This is a genomic window from Alkalibacterium sp. f15 (assembly GCF_049389645.1).
GTDB lineage: Bacteria > Bacillota > Bacilli > Lactobacillales > Carnobacteriaceae_A > Alkalibacterium.
Genome location: NZ_CP186540.1, coordinates 1,169,937 through 1,192,347 on the forward strand (window position 1 = coordinate 1,169,937; position 22,411 = coordinate 1,192,347).

Below are 22,411 nucleotides of genomic sequence, written 5' to 3' on the forward strand. Positions count from 1 at the left end.
AGAGGAGGCAGAAGTTAGAGTGACATCAGATCAGCCGCTCACGCATGCGTTCACCAATGTTGATGAGTATTATACTGACTTCAATAACGGTATATATTGGATCATAAACTCTGGCTATGCTTTTCCTTTTTATGTATATGTCTTAGAATGAAGGGGCTCCGAAAATCATATTAGGTATAAGTATTTTTAAAAGAGAATTTAAGGATTTATGATTTGAAGCAAGCTATCTAGAAGCAAATAATTGAAATATAGGACAAGAAAACAGCCGAAATCAGTATGTCTACTAATGGTTGCTCTTTAGTTGGTCGAAAGTTACCTTCAATAGTACTAAGCTTGAAGTGTGTGACATAAGTGGAGGGGTTAAAAGCGTCTTTAGAGGTTGATATCATAGAGAAAAGAAAAGCGAAGAAGTTATCGCAAGAGTTGTAGTAGCGAAGATGGAGGTCAGTAGACAGGCCGTATTGAAATGGGAAACAGGTAAATCAGAACCATCAACAAATAATCTTAAAAAATTGGCAGAACTATTTTCATGCAGTGTTAATGATCTACTTTCTTCTGATAAAAGGATAAAAGATTATTAATTAAATACTATAAAAGATTTCTATACAATATTATCGGCGTCATACTGTGCTTCACATGCGTCATTTTAGATATGTCATAAGCGGAGCAGCTTCCATTACATACTGCTATTGGGATATTAGGCCTATCCAGAGTTATTTATTTTATCCAGGGTTATTTTATAAAGCTGTAAAATGAATCAATATTGCTAAACTGGAATACTAGTTAAGAAAAATTTAGGAAATATTTATTTTAAGATAGACGTTAGTTTGGTACCAGCTAGGCAAGAGTACAAAGATGTAGAGAAGTTACTGAGCTCCATAGATTCCAAAAAGAGTAAATTTTTGGATATGTATGAAGAAGGTTTAATAGAAAAAAACTTTTACAAAGCGTTTTAATAGTCTAAATAATCAAAAGGAATAAATTGAACAGAGAATAGAACCAATAACACAACAAAAATCACGAGAGGAGAAGCTCGTACACATTGACTACAAGAAAGTTCATCAAGTCATACAAAAACTTTAGAAAAGCATTTAAAGGCTCACTAACAAGTGAGCAACGAAAGAGGTTAATCCACCTCTTAATAAAAGAAATCACTATCTCCAAAAGTCGAAAAATAGAAACCATTAAAATACAATTAAATAAAGAAGTAATGAAACATTTTTCAACCTAAGAAGGGGAGAGATCATCTAAAAAAGATGACTTCTCCCCTTCTTTTTCTGTTGTTATAGACATTAATCAAATTGGAAAAGGCGAATTTACGAAAATCGAAATATGAGTGCGACTAGTTGAAATTAAGTATCCATTCCTTCTAAGAAACCGTTATTATTTGCTGTATAATTAGAGTTATTACATTAAACTTAGGAGGTAGACAAAACACATGGGAGTAAACGAGTCTGGGTTAAAAAGAACTACGAGTAAAGATGGGCAACTGCAACAAAAACTAATAACTACTAGGAAGAAAAGAGATAGCTTAGACACTAACTTACAAAGGGTAATTAAAAAAACAAAAAAAACGAATGCAGATTTACAAAAAATTGAGAGAGATAGTAAAGCTCTTCTAAAACTTGAAATAGAAATTACTAAATTATTAGGAGAAATTGAAAAGAATACAAAAAAGATGAATGAATATAAAATGAAAGTTGCAAAAGAGCAAGACAAACAGTTCAAAGTATTGATTAAATCAATGGAAAATACTAAAGATGATAACAAGAAACATACAAGAAAAAACAATGACCTTTCCAAAAGATTAAATGAATTATCAGAGGATATAAAACAGTCTGTAACGAAAAAAGAGATAGTAGAATATGATGTATTCCTATCCCATTCTAGTTTAGATAAAGAAGCTTATGTTTCCGAGCTGTCGGATAAGTTAGAGGACAAAAAATTAAAGGTTTTTGAGGATGTTAAAGTATTTAAAATAGGAGGAAGTCAAACTGACATGATGAATATGGGAATACTTAATTCCAGATTTGTAGTAGTCTTCCTATCACCAAATTTTATAGAGAGTGGTTGGTCAGAGTATGAATTTAAAAGTTTTCTAAATAGAGAAATCAACGAAAAGAAGATCATTATTTTACCAATCTGGCATAATGTTTCCCGAGAAGAGGTTAGAGACTATAACCCATATCTAGTCGATAAATTTGCTCTAGATACACAAAAGTATTCAATATATGAAATGGTGGAGAGTATTCATCAAGCGGTTATAGACTCAAAAGAAGACGATAAATAATAAAAAGGGAGAGAACTAGTTGATTTCAAAAATTTCAAAAAGAGACATAAAGGATATTTTAATTGAAGGTATTATGAGTGGTGACTTCTTTTACAATGGAAGAATAGATGAAATTACTTTTTAAATAGAATGTTTGAATTAAATGAGTTACCTACCAACGATGGAAGATACAAAAATATGAAAGAAGATATTCAGCAACATACTGTAAACAATAATGATTGGGAACCATATTGGGCGTTTTCTGATGAAAGATTAAATATATTTGGAGATACAGAAGTACTTACTAGCTTTATTGAGCAAATATTTCACCCATATTATAGAGATGATAAATCTAAGTGGGAAGAATATTTAGATAAAATTAATAAAGTGTTGGATCATGATAATCTTAAATTGAGCGAGCAAGAAAAGGTAAGTGGTAGAACAGTGTACAAGATAATCCCTACTAATAACTCGAAAATAATTACGAATTATAGTGAGCAGATAAAGATAAAATTCAGTACAGCGTATATTGATTCTCAAGTTTCTATTATGATGGATAATATAGAAAAAAATCCCAATATAGCAATTGGTAAGTCCAAAGAACTATTAGAATCTTGCGCGAAAACAATTTTAGATGAGTTAGGTGCAGATTATGATGAAAAAATGGATTTTTCTCCTCTACTAAAGCTAGTTATGAAAGAATTAGGGTTATCTTCAAATACTCAAGATAAGGAAACTCCAGCAGGAAAGATAGCGGTAAAAATACTGGGAAATTTAGGAGCAATTCCACAAAGTATGGCTGAATTAAGAAACATATTTGGAGATGGCCATGGAAAAACAAAGACTTTCGTATCTCTTCCAGCGAGATACGCTAGATTAGCAGTCGGAACATCTACTACTATAGTTTATTTTCTATGGGAAACTTATCAAGAAAAAAAATCCGACTTTTGAAAATGCTTCGGTTTTATAGATTATTATTATCAATGATAAGGAAAAACCTCATTTAGATGCATTACGGAGAACCTTATCATAAGTAAATGAGTTTTAAGAGTAGTTTTTTCTTAGACAGTAATTGTGTTGAGGAGATGTATAGAAGTTAAGAAATAAACTTATTACAGTATTCACAACGAATCTTCGGGTAGAATCGTTGCTTTATAATTGTATTTCATGATAAACAAGAAAATACACGTTCTAAATTTTAATTTATACTAGATGAGTTCACTAAATTAAATCGAAATAATTTAATAATTGATTAAAGCAAGTAATTTCTATTTGATGTTATAATGAATTTAGTACAATTGAGGGAGAGGAAAGATGCATAAAATGGATGGAGTAGATAAAATTAAAAATGATGGAACAATTTTAATAAATAAACTAAGTGAGTACATGGACTATGTTGAAAGACTACCAGAGTCCTTTTCTATATCTAGAGGTCAGAATAGGGATTTTCCTTTAATTCCAGGGGCACTTAGAAATGATGAACGAGGAGCAAGAAAGTATTCAAGACAATCAATAGCACACTTTTTAAATGAATTCAAAGTAAATAGTCATTACTATATGACTGAGCCTTGGGATGTTAAAAATGACTATGAATGGATGGTACACGCTCAACACTACGGTATCCCAACCAAACTATTGGATTTTTCTAAATCTCACATTATTGCATTAATGTTTGCAGTTGAAAAAGCATTTGAAGAAAAGGAAGAAAATTCAGAAAATGGAGTTGTTTGGTTTTTTGATCCTAAAATATTGAACAGTATACATAGTAATAGGACTGATCTATTCTTGCTTTCAGATCAAAATCTGAAATTAGATGATTTCGACGGACCTGTAGTCGTTCAGGGTAGGAAAGCTAACGTTCGAGTAAACGCACAAAACGGTGTTTTCTTGTACTTTCAAGAGTCGAATCCAAATTTTGTAGAGATAATCAAAAGAAATCTAGAAAACACACCACATAAGGAAGAAGATGTAATAAGAAAAGTTGTAATAAATAAGAGCTCAAAGAAGGATATTTTAGTATCCCTCTTTTCAATGGGCTTTGGGTTTACACAAGTTTATCCCGAACTTGCATCTGTAAGTAAAGATATTTTGTTATTGGAACAAATAAATGAATACAAAAAATATAAAAAAGAAATTGAGGATGAAGAATGAGCAACTATAAAATAAACCCTGAGAATGAAAATTTGTCAATAAAGGTTCTTATGGAAAGAATTGAAAAAGGATATGAATTGCAAGAGATAGACGGAAAATTAGAAGATAAAGACATATTAAAATTCAATGGCGCGATTATATTAACACCTGATTATCAAAGAGAATACCGTTTTACATTAGAAGATGAGGTTAAGCTAATTGAATCTGTATTGGTAGGTATTCCAATACCACCTATATTTTTGGCCACAGATAAGCTCCAAGAAGTCAGAGTAACAAACGTTGTGGATGGTCAACATAGATTAAGAGCATTACATAGATTTTATAATAATGATTTCACATTGAATGGAATAAAATTACTCACTGGACTAAACGGCAAAAAATTTGATGATTTAAATATTGACTTAAAATCAGATTTTATGGAACATACATTTTTAGTTACAATCTTCAAGGATTTCCCGGGTAAAGATTTTGAACTAGAAATATTCAACAGATATAATAAAGGAACAAAACCTCTTTCTCCTCAAGAAATCCGCCATGCTGTCTATAATTCTGAATTCAATAGGTATATTAATTCTTTTACTTTAAACTTGTTTAAAAACAAGTCTCTAGAAGAAGCAAATACTTTCTTGAAAAAAGCATATAATGTTACAAAAGATCGTATCCAGAAAAAGAAAGTTCAAGAAGGTATGTTTGTAATTCTTAGTATATTAGAAAATGGAATTAATGAAAATTATGAGAAGTCCCTGATTTATGCAGAAAATTTCATGAAAGAAAAAGCGAAATTGGAAGAAGAAGATAGTAAGTTGTTGGAGACTAACTTTGAACAAGTGAAAAAAACTTTTATTCAGTTTAATCATTTTATATTTGAACTAAAAGAAAAATGTGAATACCCGTTTTCTAAAGAATTGTATGGAATTTCAAGTAGAAATTATAAGTTTCAAATATCTATAGCTATGGTGTTAGCGGGTATTTTCAATAAAATATCTCATGATAATGATACGTTTAAAACATTCATTGAACAGGATAATTACAGAAATAACTTTATGCAAATTATTAAAAACAACTTGCTAGAGTCTTTTTTAGAAGATCCTAATTACAATGCTTCATCTACTAATTCAAGGGAACTTAATAAGCTAGTTAATAGTATTTTTGATCAGTTATTAACATTCTCGAAAAACCTCACTTAGATATTCTACGCAGAACCGTATCATAAGTGAATATGCTTTTTTTGAAAAGTTGTAAGTAAACTCCCTTTAAATTTTGTTATCAAAATTTAAAGGGAGTTTACTTTAGTTAGAAAGTAGGCCTATCACAATATTTGATTATAATTTATTAGATAACTTTGAATTTGAATAGTTGTGTAGAGATATATTGTCTAGGAAATTGTGAAAAGAATTATATCAATTTCCACGAGGAAGAGATGGTGGCATTGATATTAGCGATGATGCGTTTAACCCTAAAGTTATCATTCAATTAAAACATTATGGCGTTACGTCAAATGGTGTGGATACTTCAAATTAAAATTTCTTCTGGAATAGACGGGTTTGCTTGCGGATAGCCATGGAAACGCCTAAAGCCTAGAAGGAAGTCATCCGGCTTTCAAGCCTCAATTGGAGCGTTAACGCCCCTTAATTCGCATTGAATTCTTTACACGGCTATAAGCAACTCCTATTTCTCCGAAAATTTCAAGAAATTGATCTACTTGATCTGGCAACACTAAAGATAACGATGAAAAAATAAATACTGTTAGACAAATTAAAAAAACACTGTTATGATAAATAAGTATACAAGCGCTTACACAAAATTGTATGTTTTGTGGAGGGATAGAAGTGAATTTAGACTGGATAAAAGTACGTTCGTTGTTGACACCGGATAGAATAGCTTTGGTTGATCCGTTAAAAAGAATAGAGTGGACTTACAAAGAAATCAATGTTCGCGCTGAGAACTTAGCCCATTACCTTAAGCAACAAGGCGTGGTAAAAGGAGATAGAGTAGCACTCTATTCGCCAAATGATCTTAGTTACTTTGATCTTTTACTTGCAAGTATAAAGTTAGGAGCCATTTTTATTCCGTTGAATTGGCGACTGAAACCAATTGAAATAAAAAGAGTCATCGAAAACGCAGAACCCAAACTCATTTTGCATTCCAGTCAAATCAGCGAACGTCTGTCTTTTGTAGATGCTTCGTTGCTGTCACTGGATGTCGATAGTGAAGAGTACAATGAGATATGTGAAGATCCAAATCATGTGGAATTTCAATCGGAATCTTTAGAGTTGGATGCACCTGCCATGCTGATCTATACTACTGGAACGACTGGCGACCCAAAAGGTGCCATCATTACGCATAACGGTTTGGTCAACAACTCTATGAATACAATCATGAGCTGGAACATTACGCATGATGATATCACGATTGCCAGTGCTCCGATGTTTCATATAGCAGGTCTTTCCGGTATTGTTATCCCATTATTGCTGATTGGCGGAAAAGTCATCATCAATCGCTTTTTCGACGGAGCCCATACGAATGAAATGATCAAACAATATAAACCTACGATGCTTTTCATGGTGCCAACTATGTATTATGGGCTGATCAGTGCGGAAAACTTTAGCGGAGATAACTTAGAGAGTGTGCATACATTCGTGGCTGGAGGATCCCCGCCGCTCAAAGAGGTTGTAAATTATTTTGTGAAAGAAAATCTTCCATTGATCAATTCATACGGATTGACAGAAGCAGGTCCCAACAATTTTAAATTAACGGGCGAAATCGCTTTGAAACATCCATTCAGTATCGGCTATCCGAGCTTCTTTGTTGATGCAAAAATAGTGGACGAGAATGATAAAGAAGTTAAGCAGGGGCAAGTAGGCGAATTGCTGCTGGCAGGACAGCATACGTTTGACGGATATTGGAACAAGCCAGTAGAAACAAAAAAAGCCTTTTTGGGCGCGTATGTCAGGACAGGCGACTTAGCTAAGAAGGACGAAAATGGACTTTTCTATATCGTTGATCGAAAAAAAGAAATGATCATCACTGGTGGCGAAAATGTTTTCCCATCTGAAGTGGAGCAAGTCTTGAATGATAATCCTCATGTTAAAAGCTCTGTAGTTGTCGGCTATGAACACCCAAGATATGGACAATCTGTTGGAGCGGCACTTATTTATGATGGCGACAGATCAAATATAACAGCGTTAGAGCAACACGCTAATGATAACTTAGCTGGGTATAAAACACCTAAGCACTACCTCTTTTTAGATGTGTTTCCAGTGAATTCGGTGGGTAAAATCGACAAGAGAGAAATCAGTCGGCTTTTGAATGAGCTACCGGTTGTAAAAATAACCACTAAATAAAAAAGTGTTGAGCGTCAAAGGAGAGGATCATCCAATCGTTAAAGGATGATCCAGAATCTTTGGACGCTTTTTTTTTTTTGCAAAATTTTGTACATTTTTCAACAAATCATTTGATCAAATTCCATTAAGCAGATTGCTCAAAGACTTGATAGGAGTGCTTTTTTAAGGACTCATTAAAAAAGCTAATGTTTGGTATTACAAATGGTAATTAGAAAAATAGGAGGATGGCTTCTATAATAAGAATGTAAGCGCTTATACAATAAATAATAAGGAGTGTCTGGAATGAAAAATAGAGAACAAGTATTAGAAATGGAAAAAAGCGAACAAGTATCAAAATTGGAAAATAGAGAACAAATATTGAAGGAAATGTACCCAGAGGATATTTTGAAATTCTCAGAAAATCTAACAGATGGAGAAATTGTTGTATTGCAACGTGTACGTAAAGCAGTAGACGAACATCTGAAACCAGTCATCAATGATTACTGGAAAAGAGGAGAATTTCCGTTTGAAGAATTCAAACATGTAGCAAAAACAGGACTAATAAGTGATCCTGCATTGTTTGAAAATCAACCGAACCAATTTACATGGCGAAATACTTACTTTTTATTCTTGGCATATGATTTATACAAGTTCGATGCTTCGATTGCAACATTCTTTGGAGTACATGCAGGACTTGGCTACTTCTCATTCTTATTAGGCGGCAGCCCAGAACAACAAATGAGATGGTTGCCTAAACTACAAAACTTTGAATTACAAACGTGTTTTGCCTTAACTGAACCTGAACATGGATCTGATACAGCTGCAGGATTATCAACAACTGCACGTCGTGAAGGAGACAAATGGATTATAAATGGTGAAAAACGTTGGATCGGTGGAGCTAGTTCAGCTGATTTGATTCCAGTATATGCAAGAGATTTGGAAGATAACAATGTAAAATGTTTCATCGTAGAAAAAGGACAAAAAGGTTTAAGTGTAGATGATATCGATGACAAGATCGCTTTAAGGATCGTTCAAAATGGAAACATTCATTTGGACAATGTGGAAGTGTCTGAAAGCAATCGTCTACAAAATATCAATGGATTCAAGGATGTCGCAAAAGTATTGTACGCAACACGTGCTGGAGTAGCTTATGCTGGAGCAGGAATGATGGCAGGATCTTTAGAGGCAGCGCTTGAATATACAACAAATCGGGTTCAATTTGGCAAACCAATCGCAAGTTTCCAACTGGTTCAAGAAAAATTAGCAAGAATGCAAGCAAATGCGGTCAATGCATTAGCTTTAAGTGCTCGCTTAGCTGAATTACAAGAAAGAGGCGAATTCAGTGAGATCAATGCTTCTCTTGCTAAGATGAACAACTCTTTACGCTTAAGAGAAACAGCTGCACTTGGACGTGAAGTATGTGGTGGGAACGGTATTACGCTTGAAAGAAATGTAGCACGATTCTTCTGTGATGCAGAAGCTATTTATTCTTATGAAGGTACTCATGAAATGAACGCGTTGATCATTGGACGTAAATTAACTGGTATATCTGCTTTCGTTTAATCGAAACAACATAAAATAGATTGGAAGGTGTCAAGATGACTTTTAAAGAGCAATATCAAATCAAATTAAAAAGCCTGACTGAAGCTGCTTCGCAAATTCAAAGTAATGAGGTAATTTTGTCTAACCCAGTTGCTGCTATGCCGATCTCATTGATCACTGCTATAACTAAAAGGTACGAAGAGTACGAAAACGTCAAATTATATTCGGCATTTGTTATCCATCCCTTTGATTTTTTCACTAATCCGGAAGTTGCAGAGAGAATCAGATTCCATTCTTTCTTCATGGGACCACTAGAACGCCAATTGATTTCATACGGAACATTTTCAATCGATCCCGTCAACTTTTCTAATTTGAATTTGTTGATCGAACAACGGATAAAACCGACAACATTTGTTTCGACGGTTTCTGAAATGGATGCAGATGGATACTTCAACTTCGGACCTATGGGCGTTACTATCGGAGAAGTCGGCAGTAAGGTAGCCGGAAAAGTCATCGTTCAAGTCAACAAAAATGTTCCAGAGGTTAACGGGACCCACAATAAAATTCATATCGATGATGTGGATGTGATTATTGAACAGGATGAGCAGCTGCTTGAAGTTCCAGAAACGCCTTCCAGCAATATCGATAAAAAAATTGCTGAGTGGATCGTTCCTCATGTTAGAGATGGTTCTACTATCCAAATCGGGTTCGGCGGTTTGGCAAATGCTGTAAGTTATGGACTAGATAGTAAAAAAGATTTATCTGTGCATACCGAAATGATCACAGAATCGATGGTGTACTTGACTGAAAAAGGTGTGATTTCTGGACCGATACGAGGCGGTTTCGCAATGGGAACACGCAAATTGTACGACTTCAGTGGTAAGAATGGCCAAATCAGTATCGAGCCATTGCACATTGTAAATGATCCATCGCGAATTGCTCAAATCGATAACTTTGTTTCCGTTAATGGCTGTTTGATGGCTGATTTGACTGGACAAGTGGTCTCAGAAGGATCAGGTACACGATTTATCAGTTCTGTAGGAGGAGCTAATGACTTTGTACGCGGAGCAACAAAATCTAAAGGCGGTCAAAGTTTTATCTGCTTACCTTCTACAAATAAAAACGAAAAAACAGGTGAAGTGACTTCTAACGTTGTGTTCTCCTTCCCTGAAGCAACTCCAGTAACGGTTCCACGGGCTGATGTTCAGTACCTTGTGACTGAGCATGGAATCGCTGATATGTTCAATAGAAGTATTGAAGATCGTGTCGAAGAAATGATTTCAATCGCAGATCCGGCTTTCAGAGAGGAACTGAGAGAACAAGCAATTAAAGCAGGCTACATTAAAAAAATAATATCAATGTCACTAACTTAAGTTTTTGGAGGTATAGAAATGAATATAAAAAAAGCAACAGTATTAGGCGCAGGAACAATGGGAGCTCAAATTGCTGCCTTGTTGGTCAATGCAGGTCTAAAAGTAAAACTATTAGATATCGTTTTAGATAAAGAGGATAAAAATAAACTGAGTAAAGGTGCATACGACAGAATTACACACCCCAAAAAAAGCATGCTGTATAATGCCGATTGGAATAAAAATTTGACGTATGGCAACTTTGAAGATGATTTAAAAGAAGGCAACGATTCCGATATCTTTATTGAAGCTGTCACTGAAAAACTAGCGATCAAACACGATTTGTGGCAAAAGGTGGCTGCTATTGCGAAGCAAGATGCTATTCTTGCTACCAATACTTCCAGTATTCCGATCGGTGCTATTGCTAAACCCCTTCCGGATGAAGCAAAAGCAAGATTTGTAGGTGTGCATTTCTTTAATCCGCCTCGTTACATGAAACTGGTGGAAATTATTCCTCATGAAACAACTGATCCAGTTGTTTCTGAGAATTTGAAAACATTTGTTTCAACGGTATTAGGCAAAGGTGCGGTAGATGCTAATGATGTCAGCGGGTTCGTTGCGAATCGAATCGGAACTTATTCAGCTTCCGACACTGCATACCGTGCAGAACAACTTGGCTTATCGATCACTGAAGTTGATGCGATTACCGGCCAAATTATTGGACGACCTAAGACAGGTACATTCAGATTACTGGATATGGTGGGAATCGATATTGGCTACTTTGTGACAAAAACGATGATGTCCAATCCGGAAGAAACTGAGTATTTTAAAATGCCGAAACTGGTTGAAAAAATGGTTGCTTTGGGCAATCTGGGAGACAAAACGAATCAAGGGTTTTACAAAAAAGACGGCAGAAAACGCTTAGTATTTGATGTGGAAACTGAAACTTATGTTGAACCTAAACCCGTCGAATTGGCTATTTTAAAAGAATTTAGTCGTGATCTAAAGAAAAACTTAACGACTATTTTTGAATCTGAAGATGAAGTGGGCCTTTTCTTATGGGAAACGCTGCGCAATCTAATGTATTACTCAGCTATCAATGTACCTAAAGCAACAAATGAGTACATCAATATAGATCGGGCCATGGTTTGGGGTTACAACTGGGTTGTTGGACCATTCCAACTATGGGACATGATAGGCTTGGATAAAGTTAAAGCAAGAATGGAAAAAGAATTGGGCGAACTGCCGGAATGGATCAAGGAGCGTAACGAACCATTCTATCAAGAAAACCAAAGCATTAGTCCAGCATCCAAACCAGAAGATTTCGCACACAAACAAGTTTGGAAAAATGAAGATTCAGAATTATTTGCGACTCAAGATGATTTCTTGATGCTAGCGATGAGAACGCCAAATAATACCATCACTGTTGGATTTGAAGCGGATATCGTCAAAGCAGTTGATGTACTAGAAAAAGAAGATTATAAAGGATTACTGCTTTACTCAGATGGACCGAACTTCAGTGTAGGTGCAAATCTTTACTACATGAAGATGGCCATCGATCAAGAACTAGTCGACACAGAAACACGCAAAGGATCAGAATTGTTCCATGAAGCCGTCAGACGTATGAAGTTTGCTTCTAAACCGATCGTAACAGCTGCGAAAGGTAGAGCGCTCGGTGGCGGTGCAGAATTAGTGATGGCTTCACCTTACGTAGTAGCTGCGGCTGAAACGTATATTGGTCTAGTAGAAGCGGGTGTTGGATTGATCCCTGGAGGAGGCGGCTTGGCTGAACTAGCTGACCGTGTATATCGTCAAGATGTATCAAGAGCAGATAAGATCCGTCAATTAGGAGATATTTTAACGAAAGTCTCAACAGGTCACGTGACGATGAGTGCTTATGAAGCACAAAAAATCGGATTTTTGAAAGAAACAGATATGATCATTCAAAATGAAGAACTTGTATTTGAAGCAGCATTGCAAACCTTGCGATTGAAAGCTGCTTATAATTACATTCCAAATAACTTAGTCGAATACGAAGTACTTGGAACCAACTTCAAAGCGATCGCAGCAGCTCAAGTTGATTCAATGATCGATGGACACTTTGCTTCCAAATATGATGGTGTCGTTACCGCTGCTATTGCCGATGTATTGGCAGGCGGAAATGTTCCTCTGGGCACGAAAGCCAATCAAAAATGGCTCCAAAAACTCTCAGAAGATAATTTTGTTAAATTGAGCAAGAATGAAAAAACGTATGAACGCATTGTACACATGTTAGAGAAAAAGAGACCATTGAGAAATTAATATGATACTGTGAATAAAGCCAAATTTGGCTTTCTCCGCACTAAATAGAAAGGATTTGTATATGATGCAAGAAGCTTATATCGTAGCATATGGAAGATCGGCTGTAGCGAAAGGAAAGAAAGATGGAGCCTATTTTTATGATAGGCCCGAAGACATCGCTGCTCAAGTTTTAAAAGGCGTTATTAACAGAGTAGAAGGCGATTTCGACCCTGCTCTGATTGAAGATGTTATTGTGGGGTGTTCAACTCCGGAAGGTCTCCAAGGAAACAATATTGCACGTGCTATCGCTCTTAGAAGCGGACTTCCTGAAACAGTGGGTGGACAAACGGTTAACCGTTTCTGCTCTTCAGGACTTCAAACGATTGCTACTGCCGCTAACGCTATTATAGCGGGTCAAGCAGAAGTACTGGCAGCAGGTGGTATCGAATTTATGAGTTCTACTCAAATGGGTGGAAGCGAACCGACCAATAGTCCATACTTACAAGAAAATGGGCCGAAAATCGCTGTTCCAATGGGAATGACGGCAGAAAATGTGGCTGAAAAATACAATGTCTCAAGAAATGAGCAAGATCAATTTGGTGTTGAAAGTCACCAAAAAGCCCATAAGGCCCAAACAGAAGGGCGCTTTAAAGATGAAATCGTTCCAGTAGAGATCCATCGTGTAAAAACGACAGGTGACGAAGTGGAAGTTACAACAGAAATGTTTGATCAAGATGAAGGGATCCGTCCGAATACAACGCTAGATGTTCTAGGGAAATTGCGTACCGTCTTTAAAGCAGACGGCAGCGTAACGGCGGGGACTTCTTCTCAAGTTAGTGATGGAGCTGGATTTGTTATCCTGATGTCTGGGGACAAGGTGAAAGAATTAGGGATCAAACCGATTGCTCGCTTTGTCTCCTTTAACGTGGCGGGTGTCGATCCTAAATATATGGGTATCGGACCAGTATATGCCATTCCTAAAGCACTGAAATTGGCTGGATTGAAACTAGATGATATGGACTTGATCGAATTCAATGAAGCCTTTGCGGCACAAGCTATCGCTTCTATGAATGAACTAGGCATGAACCGTGACATCGTTAACGTCAACGGAGGAGCCATCGCTTTAGGTCATCCATTAGGAGCAACTGGAGCCATCTTGACAGCCAAACTGTTGGGAGAAATGGCGAAGCGTCCTGAAACTAAATACGGTATGGTCACCATGTGTATCGGAATGGGTATGGGAGCAGCAGGCGTTTTTGAATACTTAAGATAAAATTTGTATAGAAAAGAATTTGAACTCTTTACTCCCACATTAATTAGGAATTATTAATGTGGGAGTATTTGATTTGATGTACAATTGAGTTGTATAAGTAACTAGTGTACTTACTTTTAGCTGAATTTTTGTGAGGAGGAAAACATGAAGTTAGACATAGCACAACTTAATTATTTCATTGCCATAGTCGATGCTAATTTAAATCTGACTATGGCAGCACAAAATATCCATGTGACCCAATCGGCACTAAGCCAGTTCATTATCAATTTTGAAAAAGAGGAGAACTTGCAACTTTTTCATCGCAAGAATGGTCGTTTGACCGGTCTGACAACGAGTGGGGAGAAAGTGTATCAGGAGGCCTTAGAAATAGTTGACAAACATGAAAACCTGCATGAAATGTTGGAGCAAGAAGCGCAAATCCAACAAGGAACGATCAGAGTAGGGATCTCAACAATTATTCTGCGGCTGTTTTTTACCAAGTTTATTCCATCCTTTATGATGAAAAATCCAGGGATCAAGATCGATATCATCGAGGCCAACAACGAAGAATTAGTAAACATGCTGAACCAGAATCGCATTCATGCAGCGGTGTTGGATGATCCGAAAAAATTGCATAAAGACAAATTTGAAAAACACATATTGGCATTGACTGAAGTGACAGCTTTTATGAACCCCAATCATCCATTGACCAAAGAAGATAAATTGAATTGGAGAATGTTAGACAACCAGTACGTAGCAACATTTAACAAAGGTTTTGCAACTCATACGCTAGTGATGGATAAATTGAAAAAAATGAAGTCTCAGACAAAAGTATTGATTACGTCCGATTCTTGGGATTACATGGTCGAATCCACAACGCGTACCAATCTGATTGCTTTACTGCCCTCAGCCAATTTTAAAAAGTATTACAATTACTTAGACAACATAGGAGTGGCTGAAAAACACTTCACTGATCCCATCACCTATACGACTGTCTTGTGTTTTCCGGTAAAAAAGAAATACAGCAGTATCGAAAAGTTTGTCTACGATTCTTTTACCAATGAATTCCCAGATTAGGAGAGGATTGAGGCATATGGATATCATTGAATCATTCACGCAATCTCTTCAAGGAGATTTGGGGCAGGAAATAAGGAAAGACACGATCGATCGCCCATATACTTATGAGGATTTTGAAAAATGGGAACTTTATTTTAAAGAAAAAGGGTTATACAAAGAAATTGCCGAAAAAGAGATAAGCGAACAAAATATCCCGGCATTGTGTGAATTTATCTACACGCTGTCGCAATACTTTCCTTCTTTATCGTATTATTTTTTAAGTAAAATTTTGTTTGGAATCTTGGCTTTGAAATTCTCTGCCACCGAAAAACAAAAAGAAAAATACTTAGATAAATTAGTAGAAGAAAATTTGTTTGCAACATTTGCGAGCAAAGAACTGGAAGCCGGCTTTGAACTGAGAAAAATGCAAACGGTTGCGCGTAAAGAAGGAAATGGTTGGGTGATCAATGGAGGAAAAGAAGACATTGCTTGCACCCAAGAATCTGACCTTTTCCTTTTACTGGGGAAAATCGAACTCCCATCACAAGAAAAAAATCAATTTGGTCTTTTTTTATTAGAAAAAAACACACCAGGTATTACAGTCCACTATAGTGAAAACAAAAAAAGTGCAAGTTCCTTACGCACAGCCAGTCTGACGATCGAAAACCTAGCTGTAAAGGAAGATCAATTTTTGGGTAATCTTCAAAATAATCATGAGGTGTTCAATCAAGTTCTTGACTTGTGGAATCTCTTGCTAGCTGCACAATTATTGGGCATTACCCGGAGCGTCTTTGAACAAGGGCTCGATCATGCGTTGGAAATAAATCGCTTCGGGCAAAGGTATATGGATGCGCCATATATCCAACAGCAATTTGCTCAATACAAAATCGAATTAGAAGTCACTGAACAATACTTTTCAGTTATCAATTTCCAGACTCAACCTTCGACGATTCAAGTGACTCAATTAAAGTTTAAAGCGATGGCAGTGTCTCATGAAATCATTGATGGCATTCTCGGAATTTTTGGGTACGCCACACTTGCACCTGATCATGTGTTAAGAAATTTCAAAAGTGTTTCCGAATCGGTCAAAAATATGGGTGAAACACCTGATTTTCATTTGAAAAAAATCAGCAAACAATGGAAAAAAATAAAAAGCTAAAGGTAGGGTGTTTCTATGAATCAATTTTATGAAAAACGAAAAAATGAAAAGCAATCATTTTTAACTGCGCTTGGTGGGAAATTGGAAAATATCGAATCAGGCAAAGCTGTCCTCTCTTTGAAGAAAGAGGATTGGTTGACGCAACATCTAGGCTATTTCCATGGAGGAGTCATTACTTCATTGGCGGATTCGGCAGGGGGAGCAGCTGCCGTTACGATGGTACCCGAAAATTATCAAGTCGTGACTTCCGAATTGACGATGCATTTTCTGCGGCCAGCTGTTGCAGCTGAGGTCATTGCCACAGCTGAAGTGATCAAACCAGGGAAAAAATTGATCATCGTTGAATGTTCCGTAACAGACAAAGAAACTGGGAAACTGATTGCTAAAGCAACTGGTACTTGGATCCCCGTTAAAATAGAAGATGCCATGTTCAAAGGATAACAGAGCTTGTTAGATAATCGTTCGTAAACAAAGCAGGAGCTGGGACAGTTTAATTGTCCCAGCTCCTGCTTCTTTTTATACTTTTTAGTATAGATAGAGTAATTCAATCAGTGGCCAAAAATTGGTTGGACATATAAAGTTATTCATCCACACCAAAAATTATACAGCCTATATAAATATGGAGCCAACATTAGATTCAAATGCTGTTGGCTCATTCATCCTAGGTTCATGCACTTTATCCAAAAAGCTTTCAAAATCTTTTAATACAGGAAAACCTGTGAAAAGTAACTTATTAAAAAAATTAGAATTATATCAATTATAGTAGAAACCTCACTGAGGTATAATACGGAGAACCGTATCATTAATAAATGATTTTCTTAGAAAGAAATGAATTTACAAGGGACATTGTGTGATGATAAGTAGTGGTTTAAATATGTAAGATAAAGAATAAAAAAATGTAAGCATATTGGCAACAACCAATATGCTTACATTTAAATTATTCAAAATATTATTTTGCGCGCTTTGCTTCAATTCGATAGCCATCAGGGTCCGTCACAAAGAAATAACTTGGTGTACCGCCTGAAAGTCCTTTTAACTCACCTGTCTTGTAATCAGAAGCTTTACATACTTCATGCATTTTTTCTAAGTCACTGACAGTCACACCTAAATGACTGAAGCCATTTCCTACATCATATGGCTCAGCATCGTAATTGTAAGTGAGTTCAATTTGTACAGAAGAGCCGGGAGAATTCAGATAAACTAAATCAAACTTATTTTCAGGGAATTTTCTGTGGCTGGCAACTTCAAAATCGAATAAATTAGTGTAAAAGTCTAAAGTAGCATCAATATCTCTGACGCGCAGGCAAATCTCAACTAGTTCTTGGTTCATAATATCATCCTCCAATAGTTTCTTGTTTTATTCTAGCATAAAAAGGACATATAGGCATTTTATTCAGCCCTATGTTATCTTCTATAGTGCTTCTAATAGATCAATAGGCAAAAAGCACAGAGGTTATTATAGTAGTAGAGGGACCCGTACCATAAATAGCGGAGGTCATTTTTTGAAGGGAATAGCGGTTTGAAGGTGTTCCTGACGAGATGTGTGGTAGGGACAGAAGCATAAAGAAATAAGCATAGGTAGAAACCTTGTATTAAAGGGTTTACTGCTTTTTGTTTTTGCTTCAATTCGTTGAACGGCAATACGTTTTTTAAAGGAGGAACAAAGGTAAATCCTCCTTTAAACTAGAGATTTCAGCAACAACAAATTTTTTGAAGCGATAAAAGCGTTTATTGATGCGAATCAGAATGGTATACTCTAGACCGTGGAAGAGTCATCATGAAGATTCTGCGCATTTTTAGAAAAACAGTAATCCGTTTGAAATCCGTTATAATAATTTAACGAAGAAATAGAAAGCAGGAAAATATGAATAAGCAATCATTTGAAACATTTGGGATTAGTCCCGAGATATTAGAAGCACTGAAAAGTTTACGTTACTTCGATCCGACAGCGGTACAGGAAGCAGTCATTCCATTGGCCTTAGAAAAACAGGACATCATCGTCGAGTCCCAGACGGGTAGTGGCAAGACCGTTGCCTTTGGGATTCCGCTTTGTGAACAAGCAGACTGGGAAGAAAACAAACCGCAATCCTTGATTTTGGTTCCAACTCGGGAGCTAGCGCTACAAATCAAGGACGATATCATGAATATCGGCCGGTTGAAGCGGATAAAGGTTACTGCGGTATTCGGGAAGTCCTCCTTTAAAACACAGAAATCTGAACTGAAACAAAAAAGTCACATTGTTGTCGGTACTCCGGGTCGGATACTGGAGCATTTAAAAGAAGGCACATTAGTAGTAGATAAAGTCAGCAGCTTAGTTTTAGATGAAGCGGATGAAATGCTCAATATGGGATTTATTGAACAGGTAGAAGAAATTATTGGTTATTTACCGAAAGAACGTCAAACGATGCTATTTTCTGCTACCGTGCCACCTCAAATAGATCGTTTAGCCAGTTTTTACATGAGCCCTGACCGCGCTTCTGTCAGAATGGAAGCATCAGCGGAGAACACGCCTAAGATTATACACTCGTTTATCAATGTGGAAGAAGATTCTAAGGAGAAACTGCTGCTGGATTTATTGACCATTGAAAATCCAGATGCCTGCATCATCTTTTGTAACACCAAAGACATGGTAGACGGTGTTGAAAATCATTTGAACAAAGCCGGTTTACCCATCGATAAGCTGCATGGCGGTATGGATCAAGACGACCGCTTGGCCGTCATGGATGACTTCCGCTCTGGGAAACTCCGTTATTTAGTGGCGACCGATGTTGCTGCTCGTGGGATCGACATTGATAATGTGACACACGTCATCAACTATGATGTTCCTTTTGAAAAAGAGAGCTATACGCACCGCACAGGCCGGACAGGTCGAGCAGGCAATACGGGACTGGCACTAACGATGGTAAGCAGTAATGACCAAAGACGCTGGCAGGAAACTCGTGACTATGCCTTCGCTGACAACCAGGAGCTTACGGAAGTATTTGCCCCTAATGAACGCCTGGTCACCCGTGCGAAGACAGCTTTTGAAAAGAAAATAAACGCACGCGTTGCACCGAAAATTGCCCGTAACAAAGAGTTGAATAAGGACATCACTAAGATTTACTTCAACGGCGGCAAAAAGAAAAAATTGCGCGCTTTTGATTTCGTCGGGACGTTGACGAGTATCAAGGATGTGTCAGCCGAAGATATCGGCATTATCACGATTCAGGAAAATGTCACCTATATTGAAATATTGAACGGTAAAGGACCCTATGTCATTTCCGAAATGCAAGACCGCACGATTAAAGGAAAAACGTTGAAAGTCCGTAAAGCACACAAGTAAAATAGAAGAGTAATTTGATACTTGAGACTATCTATAAGGGGGATAACAAAGTAACAGAACCTATCCATTCAGAAAATAGATAAGATATTTCAAGTTTTGTTCTTAATTTTAAAAAAAGGCAACTAGGACTAATTAAATAATACCCTTCATAAGTTGAAATGTTCATTCTAACTTATGGAGAGTATTATTATTATCCCAGTAGTAGGATTTCTTGACATTGTTACCCTTATTTATAAATTTAAGTGTTTTATTGTCTTAAAATACAGTATAATTAATGTACAAAAGTCCTCGAGTGTTTAACAGGGATTAGGTATTGGGGGAAATCAAAAATGATTAAAATTATGGCTGATTCAACTTGTGATTTATCGCAAGAAATCGTGGAACGATATAATATTGGACTGGCACCTTTAAACATTGAAATTGAAGGCGTTAACTATCGCGATAAAGTGGATATAACTTCGGATCAGTTTTTTGAACGACTACCTGAAATGAAAGTGTTACCTAAGACGGGAGCACCTAGTCCTGAAGCCTATTCAGCAATTATCGAGGAAGGCATAGCAGAAGGCTATACCGAATTCTTATGTATTTGTATGTCGAGTGGAACGAGCGCCTCTTACCAGGCTGCAGAAATCGCAAGAGATTCATTTTATGACAATCATGAAGAAACAGAAGTGAAAATTCATGTCGTAGATTCTTTGTCAATGAGTCATGGGAGTGGCTGGTTAATCCTGAAATCTGCACAATTACTTGAAGAAGGCTATACATTTGAAGAATTAGTTACTTTCAGTGAAACTCATAAAAAACGAGTGAAACACTTTTTATGTGTGGACGATTTACACAATTTAACTAAAAGTGGTCGTATCTCAAATGTTGGTGCATTTATTGGAAGTTTGCTGCGCGTAAAACCAATTATGTCCATGAAAGATACGAAAGGTGCAATCATTGCGAAAGTAAGAGGCACCAAGAAAGCGCTGAAATATTATGCTGAAGAATTTCAGAAACGTTATGACCCTGAGTGGACAAATTTCATTATTATCGGGTATTCGAATGATCAGAGTATTGCAAATGAACTTAAAGAAAGAATCGAGCTGCAAACAGATTTTTCAGGAAACATTTATATAATGCAAATGGGCGTTGCAGTGGGGACACATGTAGGTCTAGGCGGCTTATCATTGTTCTTTATGGAAAAAGAAAATATGTAAATAAATGTGAGTCCTTCAGGATAATTCCTGAAGGCTTTTTTCTTCTCTTGAGTGACGATAAGGACGTCATTTTGGGTGAGTGGATGTTGATTATTTGGGTTTAGAAATAGAGCAGAGTATACTAAAAACAAGCAAACTAAAAAGATAATATCGATTAAAAACCTCATTGTCAATGATACGCAGAACCGTATCATAAGTAGCAATATAATAAGCTGAAAAGTAATAGAATTGTAGTATGTTAAAAATCAAAAAATCCTGTCTCTTATGCTATTTATAGGTGGCTATAAAGTATCAAGTTTACCATGACACTGTAGGTTTTTTGCTTATTTTAAAAAATGACAAATATATCTTTATTAAATATAAGTATAACGATTTTTAAAATGGTATAGTTGTTCTATATATTATGGCATTTAGCAAGGTTCGAAAATATTACAAGCAGTATAACAGATTGAATCAGCCTTTTATGTGTTTGAAAAAATATATACTGGAGTCTAAACTATCATCTCAACTCATAGAAAATATAACAGCTATTGTAGAAAAAATAGCTAAAAAGTGTAATACAGAGTATGTAAATAAACTAATTAACTCGTTGTTACCATTAATGTTCAAAGCAAAAGTATAAAGTACTAAACAGGCAAAGAAACCTGACAAAAGAGCAAGACAATCCACAGTATTTGGTAGTCTTGTTCTTCATGAATAGAACTAAAAACTAATTTAGACGTACTACGGGGACCTATCAAAATTGATGATAAAAATTATGGAAATTGTAATTTAAAGGGGAAATAAGCTCATGGAATAAGGAGGAGCAAAAGACATGGTGGATTTTGAAAAAAAGCCTGAAAGGGTACACCTCATTCTTTTGGCGTTAGTCGTTGTTGCCTATATTTTCTCGGCTATCAATCCCGTTGATCGCTTAGCCTGGTTTGGTCAAATGACGTCAGCGGTCTTACTCGTGCTTTTACTCGTTGCTATTTACCATCGTTTTCGTTTCAGTACATTCGTCTATGTGATGGTATTTTTGCATGTCTTGTTATTGTTATACGGTGCTCATTATACATATTCCAATAACCCTTTATTCAATTATTTTCAAGAGCAGTTCGATTGGCAGCGAAATCATTTCGACCGTTTGGGGCATTTTGCCCAAGGATTTGTACCGGCCTTTTTGCTCAAAGAATTTTTTGTTCGTGCTGGTTATGTAAAAAAGGGAAAGGTTATGTGGTTGATCGTAATCCTGTCCTGTCTTGGTTTAAGCGCAGCCTATGAGCTGATTGAGTTTGCCCTTGTCAAAATTTTGGCTGTACCCACTGATTTAGTTATGGGAACACAAGGAGACTATTTTGACACCCATTGGGATATGCTGTGGGCATTGATTGGTGCAAGCATAGCTACTATTATTTTTGGGACATTTCATGATAAACAGATGGCAAAGATGGAAAAAAACTAAATTAAGGGTAGAGATTCCAAATAAATATATGTATCAATAGTGAATGGAATTATAGATGAATA

Annotated in this window: 18 protein-coding genes; 17 read left to right on the plus strand and 1 reads right to left on the minus strand. The window is 36.3% G+C overall.

Going from position 1 to position 22,411, the window contains the following annotated elements:
* Positions 1-19 precede the first annotated feature (19 nt).
* From ACO1PF_RS05715 to ACO1PF_RS05780, 14 genes are all read left to right on the plus strand, one after another.
* Positions 20-151 carry a hypothetical protein gene (locus ACO1PF_RS05715; RefSeq protein ID WP_423190362.1) on the plus strand — a complete coding sequence of 44 codons (132 nt, stop codon included), beginning with the start codon at positions 20-22 and terminating at the stop codon, positions 149-151.
* Between the two features lie 286 nt (positions 152-437).
* A complete protein-coding gene (locus ACO1PF_RS05720; RefSeq protein WP_423190363.1) occupies positions 438-581 on the plus strand; it encodes a helix-turn-helix transcriptional regulator in 144 nt (47 codons plus the stop codon).
* An 857-nt stretch (positions 582-1,438) separates the two neighbouring features.
* Positions 1,439-2,290, plus strand: coding sequence for a TIR domain-containing protein (locus ACO1PF_RS05725; RefSeq protein ID WP_423190364.1), 852 nt, complete (start codon positions 1,439-1,441; stop codon positions 2,288-2,290).
* A 129-nt stretch (positions 2,291-2,419) separates the two neighbouring features.
* Positions 2,420-3,220 (plus strand): abortive infection family protein, encoded by an 801-nt coding sequence (locus ACO1PF_RS05730; protein ID WP_423190365.1) that lies wholly within the window; start codon positions 2,420-2,422, stop codon positions 3,218-3,220.
* A 363-nt stretch (positions 3,221-3,583) separates the two neighbouring features.
* Entirely contained in the window at positions 3,584-4,420 is an 837-nt protein-coding gene (locus tag ACO1PF_RS05735) for an FRG domain-containing protein (protein WP_423190366.1), read from the plus strand.
* Positions 4,417-5,607 carry a DUF262 domain-containing protein gene (locus ACO1PF_RS05740; protein WP_423190367.1) on the plus strand — a complete coding sequence of 397 codons (1,191 nt, stop codon included), beginning with the start codon at positions 4,417-4,419 and terminating at the stop codon, positions 5,605-5,607. Before ACO1PF_RS05735 ends, ACO1PF_RS05740 begins: the two co-directional genes overlap by 4 nt.
* Positions 5,608-6,249: 642 nt before the next feature.
* On the plus strand, positions 6,250-7,764 hold the full coding sequence (locus tag ACO1PF_RS05745; protein ID WP_423190368.1) for a class I adenylate-forming enzyme family protein: 1,515 nt from the start codon (positions 6,250-6,252) through the stop codon (positions 7,762-7,764).
* A 336-nt stretch (positions 7,765-8,100) separates the two neighbouring features.
* Positions 8,101-9,306 carry an acyl-CoA dehydrogenase family protein gene (locus ACO1PF_RS05750; protein ID WP_423190511.1) on the plus strand — a complete coding sequence of 402 codons (1,206 nt, stop codon included), beginning with the start codon at positions 8,101-8,103 and terminating at the stop codon, positions 9,304-9,306.
* Between the two features lie 35 nt (positions 9,307-9,341).
* Complete coding sequence (locus ACO1PF_RS05755) at positions 9,342-10,658, plus strand: acetyl-CoA hydrolase/transferase family protein (RefSeq protein ID WP_423190369.1); 1,317 nt, start codon at positions 9,342-9,344, stop codon at positions 10,656-10,658.
* Between the two features lie 18 nt (positions 10,659-10,676).
* On the plus strand, positions 10,677-12,935 hold the full coding sequence (locus ACO1PF_RS05760; protein ID WP_423190370.1) for a 3-hydroxyacyl-CoA dehydrogenase/enoyl-CoA hydratase family protein: 2,259 nt from the start codon (positions 10,677-10,679) through the stop codon (positions 12,933-12,935).
* 64 nt (positions 12,936-12,999) lie between these two features.
* Positions 13,000-14,187: a thiolase family protein gene (locus tag ACO1PF_RS05765; protein WP_423190512.1), complete on the plus strand. Its 1,188-nt coding sequence runs from the start codon at positions 13,000-13,002 to the stop codon at positions 14,185-14,187.
* 144 nt (positions 14,188-14,331) lie between these two features.
* Positions 14,332-15,243: a LysR substrate-binding domain-containing protein gene (locus ACO1PF_RS05770; RefSeq protein WP_423190371.1), complete on the plus strand. Its 912-nt coding sequence runs from the start codon at positions 14,332-14,334 to the stop codon at positions 15,241-15,243.
* A gap of 16 nt (positions 15,244-15,259) precedes the next feature.
* On the plus strand, positions 15,260-16,381 hold the full coding sequence (locus ACO1PF_RS05775; protein ID WP_423190372.1) for an acyl-CoA dehydrogenase family protein: 1,122 nt from the start codon (positions 15,260-15,262) through the stop codon (positions 16,379-16,381).
* A 15-nt stretch (positions 16,382-16,396) separates the two neighbouring features.
* Positions 16,397-16,822 carry a PaaI family thioesterase gene (locus tag ACO1PF_RS05780; protein WP_423190373.1) on the plus strand — a complete coding sequence of 142 codons (426 nt, stop codon included), beginning with the start codon at positions 16,397-16,399 and terminating at the stop codon, positions 16,820-16,822.
* A gap of 508 nt (positions 16,823-17,330) precedes the next feature.
* On the opposite strand, the gene ACO1PF_RS05785 is transcribed toward ACO1PF_RS05780, so the two are convergent.
* A complete protein-coding gene (locus ACO1PF_RS05785; protein ID WP_423190374.1) occupies positions 17,331-17,711 on the minus strand; it encodes a VOC family protein in 381 nt (126 codons plus the stop codon).
* A gap of 534 nt (positions 17,712-18,245) precedes the next feature.
* Here ACO1PF_RS05785 and ACO1PF_RS05790 point away from each other — a divergent pair.
* The 3 genes from ACO1PF_RS05790 (at position 18,246) to ACO1PF_RS05800 (ending at position 22,349) form a co-directional block, all read left to right on the plus strand.
* Entirely contained in the window at positions 18,246-19,703 is a 1,458-nt protein-coding gene (locus tag ACO1PF_RS05790) for a DEAD/DEAH box helicase (RefSeq protein ID WP_423190375.1), read from the plus strand.
* A 329-nt stretch (positions 19,704-20,032) separates the two neighbouring features.
* Positions 20,033-20,905 (plus strand): DegV family protein, encoded by an 873-nt coding sequence (locus ACO1PF_RS05795; RefSeq protein ID WP_423190376.1) that lies wholly within the window; start codon positions 20,033-20,035, stop codon positions 20,903-20,905.
* Between the two features lie 814 nt (positions 20,906-21,719).
* A complete protein-coding gene (locus ACO1PF_RS05800; protein ID WP_423190377.1) occupies positions 21,720-22,349 on the plus strand; it encodes a DUF2238 domain-containing protein in 630 nt (209 codons plus the stop codon).
* Positions 22,350-22,411: the final 62 nt, after the last annotated feature.

What these genes read in the sequence shown, in the direction of transcription:
- ACO1PF_RS05720 (WP_423190363.1), top strand. Translation starts at nt 438, where the DNA reads ATGGAGGTCAGTAGACAGGCCGTATTGAAATGGGAAACAGGTAAATCA.
- ACO1PF_RS05725 (WP_423190364.1), top strand. Translation starts at nt 1,439, where the DNA reads ATGGGAGTAAACGAGTCTGGGTTAAAAAGAACTACGAGTAAAGATGGG.
- ACO1PF_RS05730 (WP_423190365.1), top strand. Translation starts at nt 2,420, where the DNA reads ATGTTTGAATTAAATGAGTTACCTACCAACGATGGAAGATACAAAAAT.
- ACO1PF_RS05735 (WP_423190366.1), top strand. Translation starts at nt 3,584, where the DNA reads ATGCATAAAATGGATGGAGTAGATAAAATTAAAAATGATGGAACAATT.
- ACO1PF_RS05740 (WP_423190367.1), top strand. Translation starts at nt 4,417, where the DNA reads ATGAGCAACTATAAAATAAACCCTGAGAATGAAAATTTGTCAATAAAG.
- ACO1PF_RS05755 (WP_423190369.1), top strand. Translation starts at nt 9,342, where the DNA reads ATGACTTTTAAAGAGCAATATCAAATCAAATTAAAAAGCCTGACTGAA.
- ACO1PF_RS05760 (WP_423190370.1), top strand. Translation starts at nt 10,677, where the DNA reads ATGAATATAAAAAAAGCAACAGTATTAGGCGCAGGAACAATGGGAGCT.
- ACO1PF_RS05765 (WP_423190512.1), top strand. Translation starts at nt 13,000, where the DNA reads ATGCAAGAAGCTTATATCGTAGCATATGGAAGATCGGCTGTAGCGAAA.
- ACO1PF_RS05770 (WP_423190371.1), top strand. Translation starts at nt 14,332, where the DNA reads ATGAAGTTAGACATAGCACAACTTAATTATTTCATTGCCATAGTCGAT.
- ACO1PF_RS05775 (WP_423190372.1), top strand. Translation starts at nt 15,260, where the DNA reads ATGGATATCATTGAATCATTCACGCAATCTCTTCAAGGAGATTTGGGG.
- ACO1PF_RS05780 (WP_423190373.1), top strand. Translation starts at nt 16,397, where the DNA reads ATGAATCAATTTTATGAAAAACGAAAAAATGAAAAGCAATCATTTTTA.
- ACO1PF_RS05785 (WP_423190374.1), bottom strand. Translation starts at nt 17,711, where the DNA reads ATGAACCAAGAACTAGTTGAGATTTGCCTGCGCGTCAGAGATATTGAT.
- ACO1PF_RS05790 (WP_423190375.1), top strand. Translation starts at nt 18,246, where the DNA reads ATGAATAAGCAATCATTTGAAACATTTGGGATTAGTCCCGAGATATTA.
- ACO1PF_RS05795 (WP_423190376.1), top strand. Translation starts at nt 20,033, where the DNA reads ATGATTAAAATTATGGCTGATTCAACTTGTGATTTATCGCAAGAAATC.
- ACO1PF_RS05800 (WP_423190377.1), top strand. Translation starts at nt 21,720, where the DNA reads ATGGTGGATTTTGAAAAAAAGCCTGAAAGGGTACACCTCATTCTTTTG.